Source organism: Pseudomonas algeriensis, assembly GCF_048847255.1.
In the GTDB taxonomy this organism is placed as follows: Bacteria; Pseudomonadota; Gammaproteobacteria; order Pseudomonadales; family Pseudomonadaceae; genus Aquipseudomonas.
The window spans coordinates 245,837-265,082 of sequence record NZ_JBKKRK010000004.1; the positions used below are offsets into that span (position 1 = coordinate 245,837).

Here is a 19,246-nt window from a genome sequence, read left to right on the forward strand (position 1 = left end):
TAAGGATCCGTCATGAGCAACACGCGTATTGCCTTTATCGGCGCCGGCAACATGGCCGCCAGCCTGATCGGCGGCCTGCGGGCCAAGGGCCTGGATGCAGCGCAGATCCGCGCCAGCGATCCGGGTGAAGAAACCCGCCAACGGGTGAGCGCAGAGCACGGCATCGAAGCCTTCGCCGACAACGCCCAGGCCATCGACGGCGTGGACGTCGTGGTGCTCGCGGTCAAGCCGCAAGCAATGAAAAGCGTGTGCGAAGCCCTTCGCCCGCATCTCAAGCCACATCAACTGATCGTGTCGATTGCCGCTGGCATTACTTGCGCGAGCATGAACAACTGGCTCGGCGCCCAGCCCATCGTGCGCTGCATGCCCAACACCCCGGCACTGCTGCGCCAGGGCGTCAGCGGCCTGTTCGCCACCGAACAGGTGACGGCTGCCCAACGCCAGCAGGCTGAAGAGTTGCTGTCGGCCGTGGGTCTTGCGCTGTGGCTGGAAACCGAGCAGCAACTGGACGCGGTCACCGCCGTCTCCGGCTCTGGCCCGGCGTACTTCTTCCTGCTGATCGAAGCCATGACCGCCGCCGGCGAGAAACTCGGCCTGCCCCGGGAAACCGCCGCGCAGCTGACCTTGCAGACTGCCCTGGGCGCCGCGCATATGGCGGTCGCCAGCGATGTCGATGCGGCGGAGCTGCGTCGCCGCGTGACTTCGCCGGCCGGTACCACCGAAGCGGCCATCAAATCGTTCCAGGCCGGAGGCTTCGAAGCCCTGGTTGAAAAAGCACTCGGCGCCGCCGCGCACCGCTCGGCCGAAATGGCCGAACAACTGGGCCAATAAGGAGCCATTCATGATTGGATTGAACACTGCAGCGGTCTATGTCCTGCAAACCCTCGGCAGTCTGTACCTGCTGATCGTGCTGATGCGCTTCGTGCTGCAACTGGTGCGCGCCAACTTCTACAACCCGTTGTGCCAGTTCATCGTCAAGGCGACCCAACCGCTGCTTAAACCCTTGCGCCGGATCATTCCGAGCCTGTTCGGCCTGGACATGTCCTCGCTGTTGCTGGCGATCCTGTTGCAAATGGCGCTGATGGCCCTGACGCTGCTGCTGACCTATGGCATCACCGGCAATCCGCTGCAATTGCTGATCTGGTCGATCATCGGCGTTACCGCACTGTTCCTGAAGATATTTTTCTTTGCCCTGATCATCAGCGTGATCCTGTCCTGGGTCGCGCCGGGCAGCCACAACCCGGGCGCCGAACTGGTGAACCAGATCTGCGAGCCGGCCCTGGCGCCGTTCCGCCGCATCGTGCCGAACCTCGGCGGCCTGGACATCTCGCCGATCCTGGCATTCATGGTGCTCAAACTGATCGACATGCTGGTGATCAACAACCTGGCGGCGATGACGATGATGCCGGAGATCCTGCGGGTGCTGATCTAAAGCACGCTGCAACTTTTCCTGTGGCGAGGGAGCTTGCTCCCTCGCCACAGATTGATCCAGTCACCACAGGGTTTGCATCAGCGGACAATCAGCGCCGCCCTTTGCTTGCCGCTAACCCCAGCGGTCTTTAGACTTACGCCTCATTTCAACGAGAGCAGGGTCGATGCCAGCTGCCTTTCCCCCCGATTCCGTTGGTCTGGTGACGCCGCAAACGGCGCATTTCAGCGAGCCCCTGGCCCTGGCCTGCGGCCGTTCGTTGCCAGCCTATGACCTGATCTACGAAACCTACGGCACCCTCAACGCCACGGCGAGCAATGCCGTGCTGATTTGCCACGCCTTGTCGGGGCATCACCACGCCGCCGGCTACCACAGCGTCGATGACCGCAAGCCCGGCTGGTGGGACAGTTGCATCGGCCCCGGCAAGCCCATCGACACCAACCGGTTCTTCGTGGTCAGCCTGAACAACCTCGGCGGTTGCAACGGCTCCACCGGCCCCAGCAGCCTCAACCCCGACACCGGCAAGCCCTTCGGCGCCGATTTCCCGGTACTGACCGTGGAAGACTGGGTCCACAGCCAGGCCCGCCTGGCCGACCGCCTCGGCATCGGTCAATGGGCGGCGGTGATCGGTGGCAGCCTCGGCGGCATGCAGGCCCTGCAATGGACCATCACCTACCCGGATCGCGTGCGCCATTGCCTGGCAATCGCCTCGGCGCCCAAGCTGTCGGCGCAGAACATTGCCTTCAACGAAGTGGCACGCCAGGCGATCCTCACCGACCCCGAGTTTCACGGAGGTTCGTTCCAGGAACATGGCGTGATTCCCAAGCGCGGGTTGATGCTGGCGCGGATGGTCGGGCACATCACCTACCTGTCCGACGATTCCATGGGTGAAAAATTCGGCCGGGGCCTCAAGAGCGAAAAGCTCAACTACGACTTCCACAGCGTGGAATTCCAGGTCGAGAGCTACCTGCGTTATCAGGGCGAGGAATTCTCCGGGCGCTTCGACGCCAACACCTACCTGCTGATGACCAAGGCGCTGGACTACTTCGATCCGGCGGCGAACTTCGACGATGACCTGGCGAAAACCTTCGCCAATGCCACCGCCAAGTTCTGCGTGATGTCGTTCACCACCGACTGGCGCTTCTCCCCGGCCCGTTCCCGGGAGCTGGTGGACGCGCTGATGGCCGCGCGCAAGGACGTCTGCTACCTGGAAATCGACGCCCCCCAGGGCCACGACGCCTTTTTGATTCCGATCCCGCGCTACCTGCAGGCGTTCGGCAACTACATGAACCGTATTACGCTGTGAGGACGCCATGAGAGCCGATCTGGACATCATCCAGGAATGGATCCCCGCCGGCAGCCGCGTGCTCGACCTGGGCTGCGGCAACGGCGAATTGCTGACCTGGCTGCGCGACAACAAGCAAGTGACGGGCTACGGGCTGGAAAACGACCCGGACAACATCGCCGAATGCGTGGCCAAGGGCATCAACGTCATCGAACAAGACCTGGACAAAGGGCTGGGCAACTTCGCCAGCAACAGCTTCGACATCGTGGTCATGACCCAGGCCCTGCAAGCCGTGCATTACCCAGACAAGATTCTCGACGAAATGCTGCGCGTCGGGCGACAGTGCATCATTACCTTCCCCAACTTCGGTCACTGGCGCTGCCGCTGGTACCTGGCGAGCAAGGGACGGATGCCGGTGTCGGAATTCCTGCCCTATACCTGGTACAACACCCCGAACATCCATTTCTGTACGTTCGAGGATTTCGAAGAACTGTGCCGCGAGCGCAAGGCCAAGGTCATCGACCGGCTGGCGGTGGACCAGCAGCACCGCCACGGGTGGGCCAGCAAGCTATGGCCTAATCTGTTAGGTGAGATTGGCATTTACCGGGTCAGCAGCCCGGGCCTTGCCGACCATCAGGTCGCGGTGTGAGCACCCGCCTTTTCAGGAGCACGACATGAAGCGTCTAGCGTTGCTGTTAATCACCTCCTGCCTGAGCATCGGCGCCATGGCCGCCGATGTCATCAAGGCCGAGCGCAAGGAAGTGAACGGTGACGTCACCGTTCACTACAACACGTTCAACTCCACCTTCCTGACCCCCGACATCGCCAAGGGCGCCGAGCTGATTCGCAGCAAGCACCAGGGCGTCATCAACGTCTCGGTGATCAAGGAAGGCAAGCCGTTGATGGCCCAGGTCAGCGGTACGGTCAAGGACCTGACCAGCAAGACAGTCCCGCTCACCTTCCGCCAGGTCACCGAAGCAGGCGCGATCTACTACATCGCCCAATATCCAGTGGAACAGCAGGAAACCCGCACCTTCGAGATCAAGGTGCAAACCGGCGACAAAATCAACACCATCAACTTCAACCAGGAACTGTTTCCGGGCCAATGAACAACCTTACCCAACTCGTACTGGCCAGCCACAACGCCGGCAAACTCAAGGAACTCCAGGCGATGCTCGGCGGATCGGTGCAGCTGCGCTCGATCGGTGAATTCAGCCAGGTCGAGCCGGAGGAAACCGGTTTGTCGTTCGTCGAGAACGCCATCCTCAAGGCCCGCAATGCGGCGCGCATTTCCGGCCTGCCGGCGCTGGCCGACGATTCCGGTCTGGCGGTGGACTTCCTCGGCGGCGCGCCGGGCATCTATTCGGCCCGTTACGCCGATGGCAAAGGTGACGCAGCGAACAACGCCAAGCTGCTCGAAGCCCTCAAGGACGTGCCCGAAGCCGAGCGCGGCGCGCAATTCGTTTGTGTGCTGGCGCTTGTGCGCCATGCCGACGATCCACTGCCGATCCTCTGCGAAGGCCTGTGGCACGGGCGCATCCTCGCCAAGGCCAGCGGCGAACACGGCTTTGGCTACGACCCGTTGTTCTGGGTGCCTGAGCGCAATTGTTCCAGCGCCGAGCTGGGCCCCGTTGAAAAGAACCAACTGAGCCACCGCGCCCGCGCCATGGCCCTGCTGCGCCAACGCCTGGGCCTGCAATGACCACCGACTCCCCCGCACCGCTGATCCACGGCGGCGCACAGACACCTCGGGCGCCGCTGCCCATGCTGCCGCCCTTGGCGTTGTACATCCATATCCCCTGGTGCGTGCGCAAATGCCCGTATTGCGACTTCAACTCCCACACCGCCAGCCCGCAGTTGCCGGAGGAGGAATACGTCGACGCCTTGCTGGCCGATCTCGACCAGGATTTGCATGGGGTTCACGGCCGGCCGTTGTCCTCCATCTTCTTTGGCGGCGGCACGCCGAGCCTGTTCAGCGCCCAAGCCCTGGGGCGTCTGCTGCGGGGCGTCGAGGCGCGCATCCCTTTTGCGCCCGATATTGAAATCACCCTGGAAGCCAACCCAGGCACCTTTGAGCAAGAGAAATTCGTCGCCTACCGGGCGCTGGGCATCAATCGTCTGTCCATTGGCATCCAGAGCTTCCAACAGGCCAAGCTCCAAGCGCTTGGCCGAATCCATAACGGCGACGAGGCGGTGCGTGCCGCTGGCATGGCCCGCCAGGCCGGGTTCGATAATTTCAATCTCGACTTGATGCATGGCCTGCCGGATCAATCCCTCGAAGATGCCTTGAGCGATCTGCGCCAGGCCATTGCCCTGAAGCCCACCCATTTGTCCTGGTATCAACTGACGCTGGAGCCGAACACGGTGTTCTGGAACCAGCCGCCAATCTTGCCGGAAGACGACACGCTGTGGGACATCCAGGAAGCCGGGCAGGCGCTGCTCGCCGAGCATGGCTACGCCCAATATGAGGTCTCCGCCTATGCCCAGCCAGGGCGCGCGGCGCGGCACAACCTCAATTATTGGAGCTTCGGTGACTTCATCGGCATCGGCGCCGGGGCCCACGGCAAGCTCAGCCATCCGGACGGGCGCATCGTGCGCACCTGGAAGACTCGCCTGCCCAAGGATTATCTCAACCCGGCCAAACGTTTCCTGGCCGGCGAAAAGAGCCTGGCCAACGAAGAACTGCCTTTCGAGTTCCTGATGAACGCGCTGCGTCTTACCGAAGGTGTAGCGGCGCAGCTTTATCCACAGCGCACCGGCCTGTCTTTGGAAAGCCTGGCCGACGGCCGGCGCGAGGCCGAACAAAGTGGGTTGTTGCAGGTCGAACCGTCACGTCTGGCGGCGACCGAGCGCGGACAGCTGTTTCTCAACGACTTGCTGCAGAAATTTCTGAGCTGATCAACACAAGGAAATCGAATGGATCTGGTACTCGACCTGCTCGCCACCGTATCCCGCTGGAGCCGCAGCAACCTGTCGGAAATCTCCCTGGCGTTGGTAGGCTGCCTGCTGGTGTTGTTTGGTGCGGATATCAAGGGCTGGGTCGAACAGCGCCTGGGCAGCATCGCCGGCGCCTTGCGCGTCCCGCTGATCGCCCTGCTGTGCATGATCGGCAGCGGCGCCGCGCTGATCTACGCCACGCCGTGGATCGTCCGGGGCTTGAGCCAGTTCAACAACTACAGCCTGGCGCCGGTGTTATTGGTGGTGTTGGTGTTGATTGGTGTGGTGGCTGACCGCCGCTGAGCCAGCCACAACCAAAAACAATTGTGGGAGCGAGCTTGCTCGCGATGAGGCCATGACATTCAACATTTTTGTCGATTGTCAGGCCGCCATCGCGAGCAAGCTCGCTTCCACAGGGGGCGCTTTTCAAAGAGTCTTCGGGTGCTTAAGCGACCTTCTCGAACTTCAAGTCCCAAACCCCATGCCCGAGCCGTTCGCCACGGCGTTCGAACTTGGTGATCGGCCGTTCAGCCGGGCGCGGTACGCACTTGCCGTCCTCGGCCAGGTTGCGATAACCCGGCGCGACGTTCATCACTTCCAGCATGTATTCGGCGTAGGGCTCCCAGTCGGTGGCCATGTGCAACACACCGCCGACCTTCAACTTGCTACGCACCAGCTCAGCGAACGACGCCTGGACGATCCGGCGCTTGTGGTGTCGGCTTTTGTGCCACGGATCCGGGAAGAACAGCATCAGCCGATCGAGGCTGTTATCGGCCACGCAACGATTAAGCACTTCGATAGCGTCGCAATCGTAGACCCGCAGGTTGGTCAGCCCTTGGGTCAGCACACCGTTGAGCAGCGCACCGACACCCGGACGATGGACCTCCACGCCGATGAAATCCTGTTCCGGCGCGGCGGCGGCCATCTCCAGAAGCGAGTGGCCCATGCCGAAACCGATTTCCAGCGAGCGCGGCGCCGAGCGTCCGAAGACCTGGTCGAAGTCGACCGGTGCATCGGCCAGGGGCAGGACATACAGCGGGGCGCCCTGTTCCAGGCCGCGTTGCTGGCCTTCGGTCATGCGCCCGGCGCGCATCACGAAACTCTTGATGCGGCGGTGCTGGCGCTCTTCGCCTTCTTCCGGCAGGACAGGCGTGTCGTTCGATTCAGTCATCAATGGCTCTTACTTGATCAGACCATCCAGCGGCGAGGACGCGCTGGCGTAGAGTTTTTTCGGCATGCGGCCGGCCAGGTAGGCCAAGCGGCCGGCAACGATGGCGTGCTTCATGGCTTCGGCCATCAGGATCGGCTGCTGGGCATGGGCGATGGCCGAGTTCATCAGCACCGCTTCGCAACCCAGCTCCATGGCGATGGTGGCGTCGGAAGCGGTACCGACACCGGCATCCACCAGCACCGGGATCTTGGCTTCTTCCAGGATGATCTGCAGGTTGTATGGGTTGCAGATCCCCAGGCCGGTGCCGATCAGGCCGGCCAACGGCATGACCGCGATGCAGCCGATTTCCGCCAACTGACGGGCGATGATCGGGTCATCGCTGGTGTAGACCATCACGTCAAAACCTTCCTTGACCAGGGTCTCGGCGGCCTTGAGGGTTTCGATTACGTTGGGGAACAGGGTTTTCTGGTCCGCCAGCACTTCCAGCTTCACCAGGTTGTGACCGTCGAGCAGTTCACGGGCCAGGCGACAGGTGCGCACGGCCTCGATGGCGTCGAAGCAACCGGCGGTGTTCGGCAGGATCGTGTAGCGATCCGGCGGCAGGATATCCAGCAGGTTCGGTTCGCCCGGGTTCTGGCCGATGTTGGTGCGGCGCACGGCGACGGTCACGATTTCGGCGCCCGAGGCCTCGATGGCCAGGCGGGTTTCTTCCATGTCGCGGTATTTGCCGGTACCTACCAGCAAGCGCGACTGGTAGGTACGACCGGCCAGGACGAAGGGCTTGTCGCTACGAACGATGCTCATGGGAAATCCTCTGTTGGGGTGAGGTTCTTGCGAAAGGCTGCGAAACCGAGGCGACTAACCGCCACCGATGGCGTGGACCACTTCGACGCTATCACCGTCGTTCAATTTGGTTTCGGCGTGCTGGCTGCGCGGGACGATATCCAGATTGAGTTCCACCGCGACGCGGCGTCCGGTGAGTTCCAGACGGGTCAGCAGGGCCGCGACGGTTTCACCGTCGGGCAGATCAAGGGGTTCGCCGTTCAACTGAATGCGCATGCCGGATGCCGCCATCATTTTTAGGGGCTGGCATTCTAGCCCGATCAGTCTGGGTGACCCAAGCCCCTTGGTCAGCTACGAGCGACAAGCTTCAAGCGGCAAGTTGCAGGCGCCAGGCCGCGATGCCCAGGCACAACCAACCGATCAGGAAAGCCACGCCGCCCAGGGGCGTGATCATGCCCAGCTTGGTGACACCGGTAAGGGTCAGCAGATACAGGCTGCCGGAGAACAGCAGGATGCCGATCACGAATGAAATTCCGGCCCAAGTGACGATACGACCCGGGATGTGCGTGGCCAACAGCGCAACGCCGAACAGCGCCAGGGTATGCACCAGTTGGTAGGTCACCCCAGTGTGGAAAATCGCCAGATAATCGGCGCTCAGGCGGTTTTTCAGGCCATGGGCGGCAAACGCCCCCAGCGCCACGCCCGTGAAGCCGAAAAAAGCCGCCAGCATCAGAAAGCTACGCAACATGGGGAACTCCGGTCAGACTCGATGGACAGGGTCTGTATAATGGCCCGCTCGACGGGTTCGGCCAAGCCATCTCTATGCTGCGTTCATTGTTTCGACGATTCATTAAAGCCCTGTTCTGGTTCGCCGCCTGCAGCGTTGTGCTGGTGCTGCTGTTTCGCGTGGTGCCACCGCCGTTCACCGCGCTGATGATCGAGCGCAAGGTGCAATCCTGGTTCGGAGGCGAACCGATCGACCTGCAGCGTGACTGGCAACCCTGGGACAAGATTTCCAATCATCTCAAGGTTGCGGTCATTGCCGGGGAAGACCAGAAATTTCCCGAGCATTGGGGCTTTGACATCGGCGCAATCCAGGCCGCGTTCGCCCACAACGGGCGCGGCGGTTCGATTCGTGGCGCCAGCACCCTTAGCCAGCAGGTTTCCAAGAACCTGTTCCTGTGGTCGGGCCGCAGTTGGCTGCGCAAGGGGCTGGAGGCCTGGTTCACCGCGCTGATCGAAGTGTTCTGGCCCAAGCAGCGGATCCTCGAGGTGTACCTCAATAGCGTCGAGTGGGACGACGGGGTGTTTGGGGCCGAAGCGGCGGCGCGGCATCATTTTCGTGTCGGTGCAAACGCCTTGTCCCGACAACAGGCCAGCCTGTTGGCCGCAGTCCTGCCCAACCCGAGGGCCTGGAGCGCCAGCCGGCCGAGCCCTTATGTGCTCAGGCGTGCGAGTTGGATTCGCCAGCAGATGAGCCAGTTGGGAGGTGATGGTTATCTGTTGCGGTTAGATGAGTCTCGGCCGGCGCCCTGGGCTCAATAGCCGCGATACCACGGATTCTTGTGGGAGCGAGCCTGCTCGCGATGACAATCGAGCATTCAGCAGAGATGTCGCCTGACCCACCGCCATCGCGAGCAAGCTCGCTCCCACAAAGGCTGAGTTGACGCTTGCATCGCACAAACAAAAACGCCCCGATCAGTAATGATCGGGGCGTTTTTGTGATAGCTGTCGCAGGTCAAGCCGCAATCGACACCTTGAGCTTGTTCATCGCGCTCTTCTCAAGCTGGCGAATTCGCTCGGCCGACACGTTGTACTTTTGCGCCAGGTCGTGCAGCGTGGCTTTCTCCTCGGCCAGCCAGCGCTGGTAGAGAATGTCGCGGCTGCGCTCGTCCAGCACTTCCAGCGCTTCGTGCAGGTTGGTGTTGGAGTTGTCACTCCAGTCGGCGTCCTCCAGTTGACGCGCCGGGTCGTACCGGTGGTCTTCCAGGTAGTTGGCCGGCGATTGGAAAGCGCTGTCGTCGTCCGCTTCGGCGGCCGGGTCAAAAGCCATGTCATGGCCGGTCAGGCGACTTTCCATTTCGCGCACTTCACGAGGTTCCACACCGAGGCTCTCGGCCACGCGATGGACTTCCTCGTTGTTCAACCAGGCCAGGCGCTTCTTCTGGCTGCGCAGGTTGAAAAAAAGCTTGCGCTGGGCCTTGGTGGTCGCGACCTTCACGATGCGCCAGTTGCGCAGGATGAACTCGTGGATTTCCGCCTTGATCCAGTGCACTGCAAACGACACCAGGCGCACACCCATTTCCGGGTTGAAACGCTTGACCGCCTTCATCAGGCCAACGTTGCCTTCCTGGATCAGGTCGGCCTGGGCCAGCCCGTAGCCGGAATAGCTGCGGGCGATATGTACGACAAAACGCAGGTGGGCGAGCACCATCTGCCGAGCCGCCTCAAGATCCTGCTCATAGTAGAGACTCTCGGCCAGTTCACGCTCCTGCTCGGGGGTCAGCAGCGGGATGCTGTTGACCGTGTGCACATAGGCCTCCAGGTTCGCACCTGGGACCAGAGCATAAGCAGGTTGCAAAGAAGTGGTCATACGAAAAAACCTCCGACTCACATAACTCGTGCAGTTCAGCACTGCGAAAATTGACCGGGAACCGTAGGACAAGTTCCCACAAAAACCGAAAGGTCAATACGCGCAAAAAACAACTATTTTGGCGCAAGCTCACGTAGGTGGCGTGCTACCGCAATCCATGCACCGATATAACCCAACAGCACCGCGCCAAGCAAGAGCGACAGACCGTCAGCGACTGGCACTCCGGCCAGCGCGAAGTCACTGCCATACAAACCGGCCAGTCCCACTACCGCATCGTTCAGCCAGTCCAGGCCGAACGCCAATACGCCCCAGGACAGGATGCCTGCGCCGAAGCCATACAACGCTCCCATATAAAGGAAAGGCCTGCGTACATAACTGTCCGTACCGCCGACGAGTTTAATCACTTCTATCTCGGTGCGGCGGTTTTCAATATGAAGACGAATGGTATTGCCTATCACCAAAAGTAATGCGGAAACCAAGAGCACCGTCAGGCCGAAGACAAACCTGTCGCCGAGCTTGAGGATCGCCGCAAGACGCTCGACCCAGACTAGATCAAGTTGCGCCTGTTGTACCTTCGGCAGCTCGGAAAGTCTTTGTCTTAATGCTTCAAGGGTCGGCTTGTCGACCTCATTTGGGGTGACCAACACAACGCCTGGCAGCGGGTTCTCCGGCAGCTCCTTGAGGGCTTCGCCCAGGCCCGACTGCTGCTGGAACTCTTCCAGCGCCTGCTCGCGACCCACGTATTCGGCATCGGCCACGCCCGGCATGGTCTTGATCTGCTCACGCAGCGCCTCGCCTTCGCCTGGCGTCGCATCCAGTTGCAAATAAAGGGAGATCTGCGCCGCGCGCTGCCAGGAACCGCCCAGGCGCTCCACATTACTCAGCAGCAATGACAGGCCCATGGGCAGGCTCAAGGCCACCGCCATCACCATGCAGGTAAAGAAGCTGCCGATCGGTTGCTTGCCCAGGCGCCGAAGGCTGTCCAGCAGGCTGGCGCGATGGCTTTCGATCCAGGCGTGCAACAGCGTGGTGAAATCCGGGCCATCGTCATCGTCGCGCTTTTTCTTCTGCGGCTGCGGATCGGTGCCCTTCGGGGCCACGCGTTCGGCCACTTTCGGGCTGCGAGTAGCACTCATACGCCTGCCTCCCCGTCGCCGATCAGTCGACCGCGTTGCAAGGTCAGCATGCGGTGACGCATGCGCGCGATCAGTGCCAGGTCGTGGCTGGCGATCAGCACGCTGGTGCCCAAGCGGTTGATGTCTTCGAATACGCCCATGATCTCCGCCGCCAGTCGCGGGTCGAGGTTACCGGTGGGTTCGTCCGCCAACAGCAAGGCCGGGCGATGGACGATGGCGCGGGCAATGCCGACGCGCTGTTGCTGGCCGGTGGACAGGTCGCCCGGGTACAGATCGGTCTTGTCCGACAGAGCCACGCGCTCCAGGGCCGAATCAACGCGTTTGTTGATTTCGGCCTTGGACAGCCCAAGGATCTGCAAAGGCAGCGCCACGTTATTGAATACCGTGCGATCGAACAGCAGTTGGTGATTCTGGAATACCACGCCGATCTGGCGCCGCAGATAAGGGATCTGGGCGTTGCTGATGGTGCTCAAATCCTGGCCGGCCAGCAGCAGCTTGCCGGTGGTGGGCCGCTCCATCGCCAGCAGCAGGCGCAGCAAGGTACTTTTACCGGCACCGGAGTGGCCGGTCACAAACAGAAACTCGCCCCGACGGACCCGAAAGCTCAGCTCGTGCAAGCCGACGTGACCGTTCGGATAGCGTTTACCGACCTGTTCGAAACGAATCATGAATGCTCCCGCTCGGCAAACAGCGCCTGGACAAAGGGCTCGGCTTCGAAGGTGCGCAGGTCATCGATGCCTTCACCCACGCCGATGTAGCGAATTGGCAGGCCAAACTGCTTGGCCAGGGCGAAGATCACCCCGCCCTTGGCGGTACCGTCGAGCTTGGTCAGGGCCAGCCCGGTCAGTTCGACGGTCTGGTTGAACTGCTTGGCCTGGTTGATGGCGTTCTGGCCGGTCCCGGCATCCAGCACCAGCAACACTTCGTGGGGCGCATCGGCGTCGAGCTTGCCGATCACCCGGCGGACCTTCTTCAACTCTTCCATCAGGTTGTCTTTGGTGTGCAGGCGACCGGCCGTGTCGGCGATCAGCACATCGATGCCACGGGCCTTGGCGGCCTGCACGGCGTCGAAGATCACCGAAGCGGAGTCGGCGCCGGTGTGCTGGGCGATGACCGGGATCTTGTTGCGCTCGCCCCACACTTGCAGTTGCTCGACGGCGGCGGCGCGGAAGGTGTCGCCGGCGGCAAGCATGACCTTCTTGCCTTCGAGCTGCAGCTTCTTCGCCAGCTTGCCGATGGTGGTGGTCTTGCCGGCACCGTTGACGCCAACGACCAGGATCACGAAAGGCTTGTTCTGCGAGGCAATCACCAGCGGCTGCTCCACGGGCTTGAGCAGGTTGGTCAGTTCGCCCTGGAGGGACTTGTACAGCGCATCGGCATCGGTCAATTGTTTACGCGCGACTTTCTGGGTCAGGCTCTGGATGATCACCGAGGTGGCCTCGACGCCTACATCGGCGGTGAGCAGGCGGGTCTCGATGTCTTCCAGCAGCTCGTCATCGATGACTTTCTTGCCCAGGAACAGGCTGGCCATGCCCTCGCCAATACTGGCGCTGGTCTTGGACAGGCCCTGCTTGAGGCGGGCAAAAAAACCGACCTTGCTCTCTTCAACGGGCCGCGGCGGTTCGACCGGGGCCGAAGCCTCTACCACGACAGGTTCCGGCTCGGGGGCGAGCTCCGGGGTCGAAGGCGCGAGCACGGCAGCCGGCGCCTCCTCCGGTTGCATCGGGGCTGGGATTGGCGGCGTGACGTGGGGCGCCTGGGCGTCCTCTACCAGCGCGACCGGTTCTTCCGCCACGGGCAAGGTGAGCCAAGGGGCTTGCCCGGGAGGCGGGGTCAGGGGTTGCTCGACCACCGGCTCATCCACCGGTTCAGCCACTGGCTCGGCTTCGGCCTCGGCCGGTTGCAGCACCGGCTCGGCGATCGGCAGGACAATGGGCGCAGCCTCTTCGACCACCGTCTCTTCGGCGGGCTCAGGCTGCGGTTGCGGCTGTTCGCCCACGGTTTCCTGCGGCTTCTTGCGCAGCCATCCGAACAGGCTTTTTTTCTCGCCAGCCGCAGCTGGGGTCTTCTTGTCGTCGTTGGAACCAAACATGGAGGACGGCTATCTCACGGTAGCGACGCGCCTGGAGGGCGCCTCGGTGATAAATATTCGATGCTGAACAGACTGCGTTTCATCGAGCTTGTTCACGCGCAACAGATTGTCGAAATGTCGCCAGGACACCTCATGGTCGATTTTTTCGAAGGACTGGTACGGCATCGTCGGCGAAAACGCGGGGATACAGGAACAAACCCAACGTTTGTGCACGGAACCCAGACAGCCTTGGGCCGATAAAAGACCCGATAGGCGTGGCCGCCAGTAAAACGGACCGTTATCCTAGCACCTCCTCGCCTGCTGAGGCTAAGACCCGGCAGGCAGCCCGACAGGTTTAAACACGAATGAATGCTCTTGCCCGCCGCGCCGCAGGCCTGCTGCTCAGCACGGTTTGTCTGCCCTTTTCAGTCTTTGCTGCCGATCCACAACCTACCCACGAATTCACCCTCGACAACGGCCTCAAGGTCGTGGTGCGTGAAGACCATCGCGCCCCGGTCGTGGTTTCCCAGGTCTGGTACAAGGTCGGTTCCAGCTACGAAACGCCGGGCCAGACCGGTTTGTCCCATGCCTTGGAACACATGATGTTCAAAGGCAGCGATAAAATCGGCCCCGGCGAAGCATCGTTGATCCTGCGCGACCTGGGCGCCGAAGAAAACGCCTTCACCAGCGATGACTTCACTGCCTACTACCAAGTGCTGGCCCGGGATCGCCTGGGTGTGGCCTTCGAACTGGAGGCCGATCGCATGGCCAGCCTGCGCCTGCCGCCGGAAGAGTTCAGCCGCGAGATCGAGGTGATCAAGGAGGAGCGCCGCATGCGCACCGACGACAAGCCGATGTCGAAGGCCTTCGAGCGCTTCAAGGCCATGGCCTATCCAGCCAGCGGCTATCACACGCCGACCATCGGCTGGATGGCCGATCTGGACCGGATGACCGTCGGCGAGCTACGTCACTGGTACGAATCCTGGTACGCCCCGAACAACGCAACCCTGGTGGTGGTGGGTGACGTGACGCCGGATGAGGTCAAGAACCTGGCCCAGCGCTATTTCGGTCCGATAGCGCGGCGCGCGGTGCCCGCCGCCAAGATCCCACTGGAGCTGGCCGAACCGGGCGAGCGCAAGCTCACCCTGCATGTACAGACCCAACTGCCCAGCGTCATGCTGGCCTTCAACGTGCCCAGCATCGCCACCGCGACGGATAAGGGTTCGGTCAACGCGCTTCGCTTGATCTCGGCCTTGCTGGACGGCGGCTACAGCGGCCGGATTCCGACCCAGCTGGAGCGTGGCGAGGAACTGGTGTCGGGGGGCTCGTCGAATTATGACGCATTCACCCGTGGCGACTCGTTGTTCACTTTGTCGGCAACGCCTAACACACAGAAAAACAAAACCCTCGCCCAGGCCGAAGCAGGTTTGTGGCGCTTGCTCGAACAACTGAAAACCACGGCCCCGACCGTCGACGAACTGGAGCGCGTCCGCGCCCAGGTCATCGCCGGGTTGGTGTATGAGCGCGACTCGATCACCAGCCAGGCCACCGCCATCGGGCAATTGGAAACCGTCGGCCTGTCCTGGAAGCTGATGGACACCGAGCTTGCCGAACTGCAAAGCGTGACCCCGCAGGATATCCAGAAGGCAGCCCAGCTGTATTTCACCCGCTCGCGCTTGAGCGTTGCGCACGTCCTGCCCGAGGAGAAAGCCCATGAGTAAGCGCCAATCATCACGCCTGGTGCTGATGGGCCTGGTGTTGGTTGCCCTGGCCGGTTCCCTGGCCGTCTACCTGTCGCCATCGAAGAACACCGATGCCAGCCAGGCATTGGACAAGGCCAAGTCAGGCAACAAGTTGCAATCGCTGGCCGAACTGGATGACAAGGCACCGAGCCGCCGCCAGCTCGATGTGCAGACCTGGAAAACCGCTGACGGCGCCAAGGTCCTGTTCGTCGAGGCCCGGGAATTGCCAATGTTCGACTTGCGCCTGACCTTTGCCGCCGGCAGCAGCCAGGACGGCGACGCCCCCGGCCTGGCCCTGCTGACCAATGCCATGCTCAACGAAGGCGTGGCCGGCAAGGATGTCAGCGCCATCGCCCAAGGCTTCGAAAGCCTCGGCGCGGACTTCGGCAACGGCGCCTATCGGGACATGGCCGTGGCCTCCCTGCGCAGCCTCAGCGCGACGGACAAGCGTGAGCCGGCGCTGAAGCTGTTTGCCGAAGTCGTCGGCAAACCGACCTTCCCCGCCGACTCGTTCGCCCGAATCAAGAACCAGATGCTCGCCGGTTTCGAGTATCAGAAGCAGAACCCCGGCAAACTGGCGGGCTTGGAGTTGATGAAGCGCCTGTATGGCGATCATCCGTACGCCCACTCCAGCGACGGCACCGAACAGAGCATTCCACCGATTACCCTGGCCCAAACCCGGGCCTTCCATGCCAAGGCCTATGCCGCCGGCAACGCCGTGATCGCCCTGGTGGGGGACCTGTCCCGCGCTGACGCCGAAGCCATCGCCAACCAAGTATCAGCCGCGCTGCCCAAGGGCCCTGCGCTGGCCAAGACCCCGCCACCGGTGGAGCCGAAAGCGAGCGTCAACCATATCGAGTTCCCGTCCAAGCAGACCAACCTTATGCTCGCGCAGTTGGGCATTGACCGGGACGATCCGGATTATGCCGCCGTGTCCCTGGGCAACCAGATCCTGGGCGGCGGGGGTTTCGGTACACGACTGATGACCGAGGTCCGGGAAAAACGCGGCCTGACCTATGGCGTGTACTCCGGCTTCACGGCAATGCAGGCTCGCGGTCCGTTCATGATCAATCTGCAAACCCGCGCGGAAATGAGCGAGGGCACGCTCAAGCTGGTGCAGGACGTGTTTGCCGATTACCTCAACAATGGCCCGACCCAGAAAGAACTCGATGACGCCAAGCGCGAGTTGGCCGGGAGCTTCCCGCTGTCCACCGCCAGCAATGCCGACATCGTTGGCCAGCTCGGCGCGATGGGCTTCTATGATTTGCCGCTGAGCTACCTGGAAGATTTCATGCGCCAGTCCCAGGCGCTGACGGTCGAGCAGGTCAAGGCTGCGTTGAATAAACACCTGAGCACCGACAAGATGGTCATCGTCACCGCTGGCCCGACCGTGCCGCAAAAGCCATTGCCGGCCCCCACTGACAAACCTGCCGAGCAGCCGCTCGGGGTTCCGGAGCACTAATGGCCCGCCCATCCAATTCCAGCAAGAAACCCGTGCACAACGGCGTGAACCAGTTGCGCATCATTGGCGGCGAATGGCGCAGCCGGCGGCTGAGTTTCCCGGATGCTCCAGGGTTGCGACCGACACCGGACCGGGTTCGTGAAACCCTGTTCAACTGGCTAGCGCCTTACGTGGCGGGCGCCAAGGTGCTCGACCCGTTTGCCGGCAGCGGCGCACTGTTTCTCGAGGCGTTGTCCCGTGGTGCGGCCATGGGCCAGGCGCTGGACGCCAGCAGCCTGGCCGTGTCCAGCCTGAAGGAACACCTCGGCACCCTACGCTGCACCGTCGGCCAGGTGCAGACAGCCGATGCGCTGCGTTACCTTGACAGCCAGCCGGCAACTCCATTCGACCTCGTCTTCCTCGACCCGCCATTCAACCAGAATCTGCTGCCGACGGTATGCGCCTTGCTCGAGGAACGTCAGTGGCTGGCCGAGGATGCCTGGGTCTACACTGAAAGCGAGACCGCTCCGTCCACCCTGGGCTTGCCGAGCAATTGGCGCTTGCATCGCGAGCAGAAATCCGGACAGGTGCATTACGCGTTGTGGCAGCGTTTACCAAAGGACATTGGCTGAACGGCTGGCCGTGCATCGAGAAATAGTCAGAATGTCCGCCGCATCCGAACCTTTCATCCCTGCCCCTGGGCTTGGCAACCCGCACCTGCAAACATTGTGGGGGCCGTTATGGCGGAAGTCCTGCCCCATCGATCGCGAACGGGAGCGGCTGTGGCTGGAAGACGGCGACTTTCTCGACCTCGACTGGTATGGACCCCATAGCGCCGAGGCGCCATTGGTACTGGTACTTCACGGGCTGACCGGTTCTTCCAACTCGCCCTACGTGACCGGGCTGCAACAAGCACTCAACGACCAAGGCTGGGCCAGCGTCGCGTTGAACTGGCGTGGGTGTTCGGGGGAGCCGAACCTGCTGCCCCGCAGCTACCATTCAGGAGTGAGCGAAGACCTGGCCGCCGCCCTGACGCATCTGCGCACCCGGCGACCTCTGGCGCCATTGTTTGCCGTGGGCTATTCACTGGGCGGCAACGTCTTGCTCAAGCATCTGGGCGAGACCGGCAGCGACAGCCAACTGCTGGGCGCGGTGGCCGTTTCGGTGCCGTTTCGCCTGGACCAGTGCGCCGATCGTATCGGGCAGGGCTTCTCCAAATTCTACCAAGCGCATTTCATGCGGGAGATGATCGCCTACATGCGCAACAAACAGCGCCAATTCCAGCACGACGGACGCCAGGAAGGGCTTGCGGCCCTGGCCGCGCTGGGCTCGCTGGACAATATGCGCACGTTTTGGGATTTCGATGGGCGCGTCACCGCGCCCCTACACGGATTCTCGGATGCGGCGGACTATTATCGTCGTGCCTCCAGCCGCTATTTCATGGCGGGGATCAAAACGCCGACCTTGCTTATCCAGGCCGCCGACGATCCGTTCGTATTTCCCCACAGCCTGCCCGCCCCTGAAGAGTTGTCAGCGTCGACCCGGCTTGAATTGCATGCCCGAGGCGGACATGTCGGATTCGTCGACGGGACGTTACGGCGTCCCGGCTACTATCTGGAACGACGCATCCCCAAATGGCTCGCCACCCTGGGCCATGGCTGACGATTCGCAAGCGAGAAAACTTCTGTGGGAGCAAGCTTGCTCGCGATAGCGACAGATCAGCGACATGACTGATACACGCCATCGCGAGCAAGCTCGCTCCCAATTGGTTGTAGGTGCCTCGTTATTCGCCCTTCGCCACGCCCCGCCGCGGATCATTGATCCACTCGCTCCACGAGCCGGCGTACAGCTTGCCCAACGGATACCCTGCCAGGCACAAGGCGAACAGGTTATGGCATGCCGTCACGCCCGAGCCGCAATAGGCCACCAGGCCGCTCGGCGAGCGATCGCCGAATTTCCCGGCAAAGCGCTGCTTGAGCTGGTCGGCCGGCAGGAACCGCCCATCGGCGCCAAGGTTATCGGTGAAGGCCGCGCATTGCGCGCCCGGGATATGCCCGGCCACCGGATCGATCGGCTCGACCTCACCTTTGAATCGCGGCAACGCCCGCGCATCCAGCAACGTCATGTCCGGCTGGCCGAGACGTTGTTGCAATATGTCGGCATTGACCAGCAGATTCGCGTCCGGCGAACCACTGAAGGAGCCGGCCTGGATGGCCGGCGGATCGAGACTCAGGGGCAAACCGACCGTGTGCCAGGCCTTGAGGCCGCCGTCGAGAATGTAGACGCCCTCGCGCTTGCCCAGCCAGGCCAGCAGCCACCAGGCCCGGGCAGCGTAGGCACCGGGACCATCGTCGTACAGCACGACGTCACTCTCATTGTTGATGCCCCAGGCCTGCAGACGCGTAACCAAGGCTTCAGGTGCGGGCAAAGGATGGCGCCCGGTCACGCCTTTGACCACCGGACCGCTCAGGTCGCGCTCAAGGTCCGCGTGAGACGCACCGGCGATATGGCCTTCGGCATAACTGCGCTGGCCGTAGTCCGGGTCCTCCAGGGCAAAACGACAATCAAGGATCACCAGCCCAGGCTGTGATCGCCTCTGTTCTAGGGCCTGGGGGCTGATGAGTTGCGCGATGGGCATGGTGAACTCCTGTGGCTGAA

Annotated in this window: 22 protein-coding genes; 13 read left to right on the plus strand and 9 right to left on the minus strand. The window is 62.2% G+C overall.

Annotated elements, in window-relative coordinates:
* Window positions 1-12: 12 nt before the first annotated feature.
* The 8 genes from proC to ACLK1G_RS08525 all read left to right on the plus strand — a co-directional run bounded on the left by proC (window position 13) and on the right by ACLK1G_RS08525 (window position 5,954).
* The gene (gene proC / locus ACLK1G_RS08490) at window positions 13-831 is read left to right on the plus strand and encodes a pyrroline-5-carboxylate reductase (protein ID WP_420765033.1); all 819 of its coding nucleotides are present in this window, start codon (window positions 13-15) and stop codon (window positions 829-831) included.
* Between the two features lie 10 nt (window positions 832-841).
* Window positions 842-1,432 carry a YggT family protein gene (locus ACLK1G_RS08495; protein ID WP_420765034.1) on the plus strand — a complete coding sequence of 197 codons (591 nt, stop codon included), beginning with the start codon at window positions 842-844 and terminating at the stop codon, window positions 1,430-1,432.
* A gap of 163 nt (window positions 1,433-1,595) precedes the next feature.
* Window positions 1,596-2,735 carry a homoserine O-succinyltransferase MetX gene (gene metX, locus ACLK1G_RS08500; protein ID WP_420765035.1) on the plus strand — a complete coding sequence of 380 codons (1,140 nt, stop codon included), beginning with the start codon at window positions 1,596-1,598 and terminating at the stop codon, window positions 2,733-2,735.
* Window positions 2,736-2,742: 7 nt separating this feature from the next.
* A complete protein-coding gene (gene metW / locus ACLK1G_RS08505; protein ID WP_420765036.1) occupies window positions 2,743-3,363 on the plus strand; it encodes a methionine biosynthesis protein MetW in 621 nt (206 codons plus the stop codon).
* A 25-nt stretch (window positions 3,364-3,388) separates the two neighbouring features.
* Entirely contained in the window at window positions 3,389-3,823 is a 435-nt protein-coding gene (locus ACLK1G_RS08510) for a DUF4426 domain-containing protein (RefSeq protein WP_420765037.1), read from the plus strand.
* Window positions 3,820-4,416 (plus strand): RdgB/HAM1 family non-canonical purine NTP pyrophosphatase, encoded by a 597-nt coding sequence (gene rdgB / locus ACLK1G_RS08515; protein WP_420765038.1) that lies wholly within the window; start codon window positions 3,820-3,822, stop codon window positions 4,414-4,416. The genes ACLK1G_RS08510 and rdgB overlap by 4 nt, the downstream gene beginning before the upstream one ends.
* Window positions 4,417-4,478: 62 nt before the next feature.
* Window positions 4,479-5,612: a radical SAM family heme chaperone HemW gene (gene hemW, locus ACLK1G_RS08520; RefSeq protein ID WP_420765172.1), complete on the plus strand. Its 1,134-nt coding sequence runs from the start codon at window positions 4,479-4,481 to the stop codon at window positions 5,610-5,612.
* Between the two features lie 18 nt (window positions 5,613-5,630).
* On the plus strand, window positions 5,631-5,954 hold the full coding sequence (locus tag ACLK1G_RS08525) for a DUF3392 domain-containing protein (RefSeq protein ID WP_014340681.1): 324 nt from the start codon (window positions 5,631-5,633) through the stop codon (window positions 5,952-5,954).
* Window positions 5,955-6,096: 142 nt separating this feature from the next.
* On the opposite strand, the gene trmB is transcribed toward ACLK1G_RS08525, so the two are convergent.
* The 4 genes from trmB to ACLK1G_RS08545 all read right to left on the minus strand — a co-directional run bounded on the left by trmB (window position 6,097) and on the right by ACLK1G_RS08545 (window position 8,353).
* A complete protein-coding gene (trmB, locus tag ACLK1G_RS08530; protein WP_420765039.1) occupies window positions 6,097-6,822 on the minus strand; it encodes a tRNA (guanosine(46)-N7)-methyltransferase TrmB in 726 nt (241 codons plus the stop codon).
* A gap of 9 nt (window positions 6,823-6,831) precedes the next feature.
* Window positions 6,832-7,626 carry a thiazole synthase gene (locus ACLK1G_RS08535; RefSeq protein ID WP_003177480.1) on the minus strand — a complete coding sequence of 265 codons (795 nt, stop codon included), beginning with the start codon at window positions 7,624-7,626 and terminating at the stop codon, window positions 6,832-6,834.
* A gap of 54 nt (window positions 7,627-7,680) precedes the next feature.
* Entirely contained in the window at window positions 7,681-7,881 is a 201-nt protein-coding gene (thiS, locus tag ACLK1G_RS08540) for a sulfur carrier protein ThiS (RefSeq protein ID WP_420765040.1), read from the minus strand.
* A gap of 91 nt (window positions 7,882-7,972) precedes the next feature.
* Window positions 7,973-8,353 carry a DUF423 domain-containing protein gene (locus tag ACLK1G_RS08545; protein ID WP_420765041.1) on the minus strand — a complete coding sequence of 127 codons (381 nt, stop codon included), beginning with the start codon at window positions 8,351-8,353 and terminating at the stop codon, window positions 7,973-7,975.
* A gap of 74 nt (window positions 8,354-8,427) precedes the next feature.
* Between ACLK1G_RS08545 and mtgA the strand changes: the two genes are divergently transcribed.
* Window positions 8,428-9,150, plus strand: a complete 723-nt coding sequence (gene mtgA / locus ACLK1G_RS08550; RefSeq protein ID WP_420765042.1) for a monofunctional biosynthetic peptidoglycan transglycosylase — start codon at window positions 8,428-8,430, stop codon at window positions 9,148-9,150.
* A gap of 193 nt (window positions 9,151-9,343) precedes the next feature.
* On the opposite strand, the gene rpoH is transcribed toward mtgA, so the two are convergent.
* The 4 genes from rpoH to ftsY form a co-directional block, all read right to left on the minus strand.
* Window positions 9,344-10,198 (minus strand): RNA polymerase sigma factor RpoH, encoded by an 855-nt coding sequence (rpoH, locus tag ACLK1G_RS08555; RefSeq protein ID WP_003177476.1) that lies wholly within the window; start codon window positions 10,196-10,198, stop codon window positions 9,344-9,346.
* A 113-nt stretch (window positions 10,199-10,311) separates the two neighbouring features.
* Window positions 10,312-11,334, minus strand: coding sequence for a permease-like cell division protein FtsX (gene ftsX, locus ACLK1G_RS08560; RefSeq protein ID WP_420765043.1), 1,023 nt, complete (start codon window positions 11,332-11,334; stop codon window positions 10,312-10,314).
* On the minus strand, window positions 11,331-12,002 hold the full coding sequence (gene ftsE / locus ACLK1G_RS08565) for a cell division ATP-binding protein FtsE (protein ID WP_024778908.1): 672 nt from the start codon (window positions 12,000-12,002) through the stop codon (window positions 11,331-11,333). The genes ftsX and ftsE overlap by 4 nt, the downstream gene beginning before the upstream one ends.
* Window positions 11,999-13,426, minus strand: a complete 1,428-nt coding sequence (gene ftsY, locus ACLK1G_RS08570) for a signal recognition particle-docking protein FtsY (RefSeq protein WP_420765044.1) — start codon at window positions 13,424-13,426, stop codon at window positions 11,999-12,001. Before ftsY ends, ftsE begins: the two co-directional genes overlap by 4 nt.
* A 344-nt stretch (window positions 13,427-13,770) precedes the next feature.
* Between ftsY and ACLK1G_RS08575 the strand changes: the two genes are divergently transcribed.
* The 4 genes from ACLK1G_RS08575 to ACLK1G_RS08590 are packed head-to-tail and all read left to right on the plus strand — an operon-like array spanning window position 13,771 to window position 18,250.
* Window positions 13,771-15,126 (plus strand): M16 family metallopeptidase, encoded by a 1,356-nt coding sequence (locus tag ACLK1G_RS08575; protein WP_420765045.1) that lies wholly within the window; start codon window positions 13,771-13,773, stop codon window positions 15,124-15,126.
* Window positions 15,119-16,609 (plus strand): M16 family metallopeptidase, encoded by a 1,491-nt coding sequence (locus ACLK1G_RS08580; protein WP_420765046.1) that lies wholly within the window; start codon window positions 15,119-15,121, stop codon window positions 16,607-16,609. The genes ACLK1G_RS08575 and ACLK1G_RS08580 overlap by 8 nt, the downstream gene beginning before the upstream one ends.
* Window positions 16,609-17,220 carry a 16S rRNA (guanine(966)-N(2))-methyltransferase RsmD gene (rsmD, locus tag ACLK1G_RS08585; protein WP_420765047.1) on the plus strand — a complete coding sequence of 204 codons (612 nt, stop codon included), beginning with the start codon at window positions 16,609-16,611 and terminating at the stop codon, window positions 17,218-17,220. Before ACLK1G_RS08580 ends, rsmD begins: the two co-directional genes overlap by 1 nt.
* A 31-nt stretch (window positions 17,221-17,251) precedes the next feature.
* Window positions 17,252-18,250: a hydrolase gene (locus ACLK1G_RS08590; protein ID WP_420765048.1), complete on the plus strand. Its 999-nt coding sequence runs from the start codon at window positions 17,252-17,254 to the stop codon at window positions 18,248-18,250.
* A 121-nt stretch (window positions 18,251-18,371) separates the two neighbouring features.
* Here ACLK1G_RS08590 and ACLK1G_RS08595 read toward each other — a convergent pair whose 3' ends face one another.
* Window positions 18,372-19,226, minus strand: coding sequence for a sulfurtransferase (locus ACLK1G_RS08595; RefSeq protein ID WP_420765049.1), 855 nt, complete (start codon window positions 19,224-19,226; stop codon window positions 18,372-18,374).
* Window positions 19,227-19,246 lie beyond the last annotated feature (20 nt).

Bases quoted from the DNA above. Each gene is read 5' to 3' on its own strand.
- proC (WP_420765033.1), top strand. From the start codon at position 13: ATGAGCAACACGCGTATTGCCTTTATCGGCGCCGGCAACATGGCCGCC.
- ACLK1G_RS08495 (WP_420765034.1), top strand. From the start codon at position 842: ATGATTGGATTGAACACTGCAGCGGTCTATGTCCTGCAAACCCTCGGC.
- metX (WP_420765035.1), top strand. From the start codon at position 1,596: ATGCCAGCTGCCTTTCCCCCCGATTCCGTTGGTCTGGTGACGCCGCAA.
- metW (WP_420765036.1), top strand. From the start codon at position 2,743: ATGAGAGCCGATCTGGACATCATCCAGGAATGGATCCCCGCCGGCAGC.
- ACLK1G_RS08510 (WP_420765037.1), top strand. From the start codon at position 3,389: ATGAAGCGTCTAGCGTTGCTGTTAATCACCTCCTGCCTGAGCATCGGC.
- rdgB (WP_420765038.1), top strand. From the start codon at position 3,820: ATGAACAACCTTACCCAACTCGTACTGGCCAGCCACAACGCCGGCAAA.
- hemW (WP_420765172.1), top strand. From the start codon at position 4,479: ATGCTGCCGCCCTTGGCGTTGTACATCCATATCCCCTGGTGCGTGCGC.
- ACLK1G_RS08525 (WP_014340681.1), top strand. From the start codon at position 5,631: ATGGATCTGGTACTCGACCTGCTCGCCACCGTATCCCGCTGGAGCCGC.
- trmB (WP_420765039.1), bottom strand. From the start codon at position 6,822: ATGACTGAATCGAACGACACGCCTGTCCTGCCGGAAGAAGGCGAAGAG.
- ACLK1G_RS08535 (WP_003177480.1), bottom strand. From the start codon at position 7,626: ATGAGCATCGTTCGTAGCGACAAGCCCTTCGTCCTGGCCGGTCGTACC.
- thiS (WP_420765040.1), bottom strand. From the start codon at position 7,881: ATGCGCATTCAGTTGAACGGCGAACCCCTTGATCTGCCCGACGGTGAA.
- ACLK1G_RS08545 (WP_420765041.1), bottom strand. From the start codon at position 8,353: ATGTTGCGTAGCTTTCTGATGCTGGCGGCTTTTTTCGGCTTCACGGGC.
- mtgA (WP_420765042.1), top strand. From the start codon at position 8,428: ATGCTGCGTTCATTGTTTCGACGATTCATTAAAGCCCTGTTCTGGTTC.
- rpoH (WP_003177476.1), bottom strand. From the start codon at position 10,198: ATGACCACTTCTTTGCAACCTGCTTATGCTCTGGTCCCAGGTGCGAAC.
- ftsX (WP_420765043.1), bottom strand. From the start codon at position 11,334: ATGAGTGCTACTCGCAGCCCGAAAGTGGCCGAACGCGTGGCCCCGAAG.
- ftsE (WP_024778908.1), bottom strand. From the start codon at position 12,002: ATGATTCGTTTCGAACAGGTCGGTAAACGCTATCCGAACGGTCACGTC.
- ftsY (WP_420765044.1), bottom strand. From the start codon at position 13,426: ATGTTTGGTTCCAACGACGACAAGAAGACCCCAGCTGCGGCTGGCGAG.
- ACLK1G_RS08575 (WP_420765045.1), top strand. From the start codon at position 13,771: ATGAATGCTCTTGCCCGCCGCGCCGCAGGCCTGCTGCTCAGCACGGTT.
- ACLK1G_RS08580 (WP_420765046.1), top strand. From the start codon at position 15,119: ATGAGTAAGCGCCAATCATCACGCCTGGTGCTGATGGGCCTGGTGTTG.
- rsmD (WP_420765047.1), top strand. From the start codon at position 16,609: ATGGCCCGCCCATCCAATTCCAGCAAGAAACCCGTGCACAACGGCGTG.
- ACLK1G_RS08590 (WP_420765048.1), top strand. From the start codon at position 17,252: ATGTCCGCCGCATCCGAACCTTTCATCCCTGCCCCTGGGCTTGGCAAC.
- ACLK1G_RS08595 (WP_420765049.1), bottom strand. From the start codon at position 19,226: ATGCCCATCGCGCAACTCATCAGCCCCCAGGCCCTAGAACAGAGGCGA.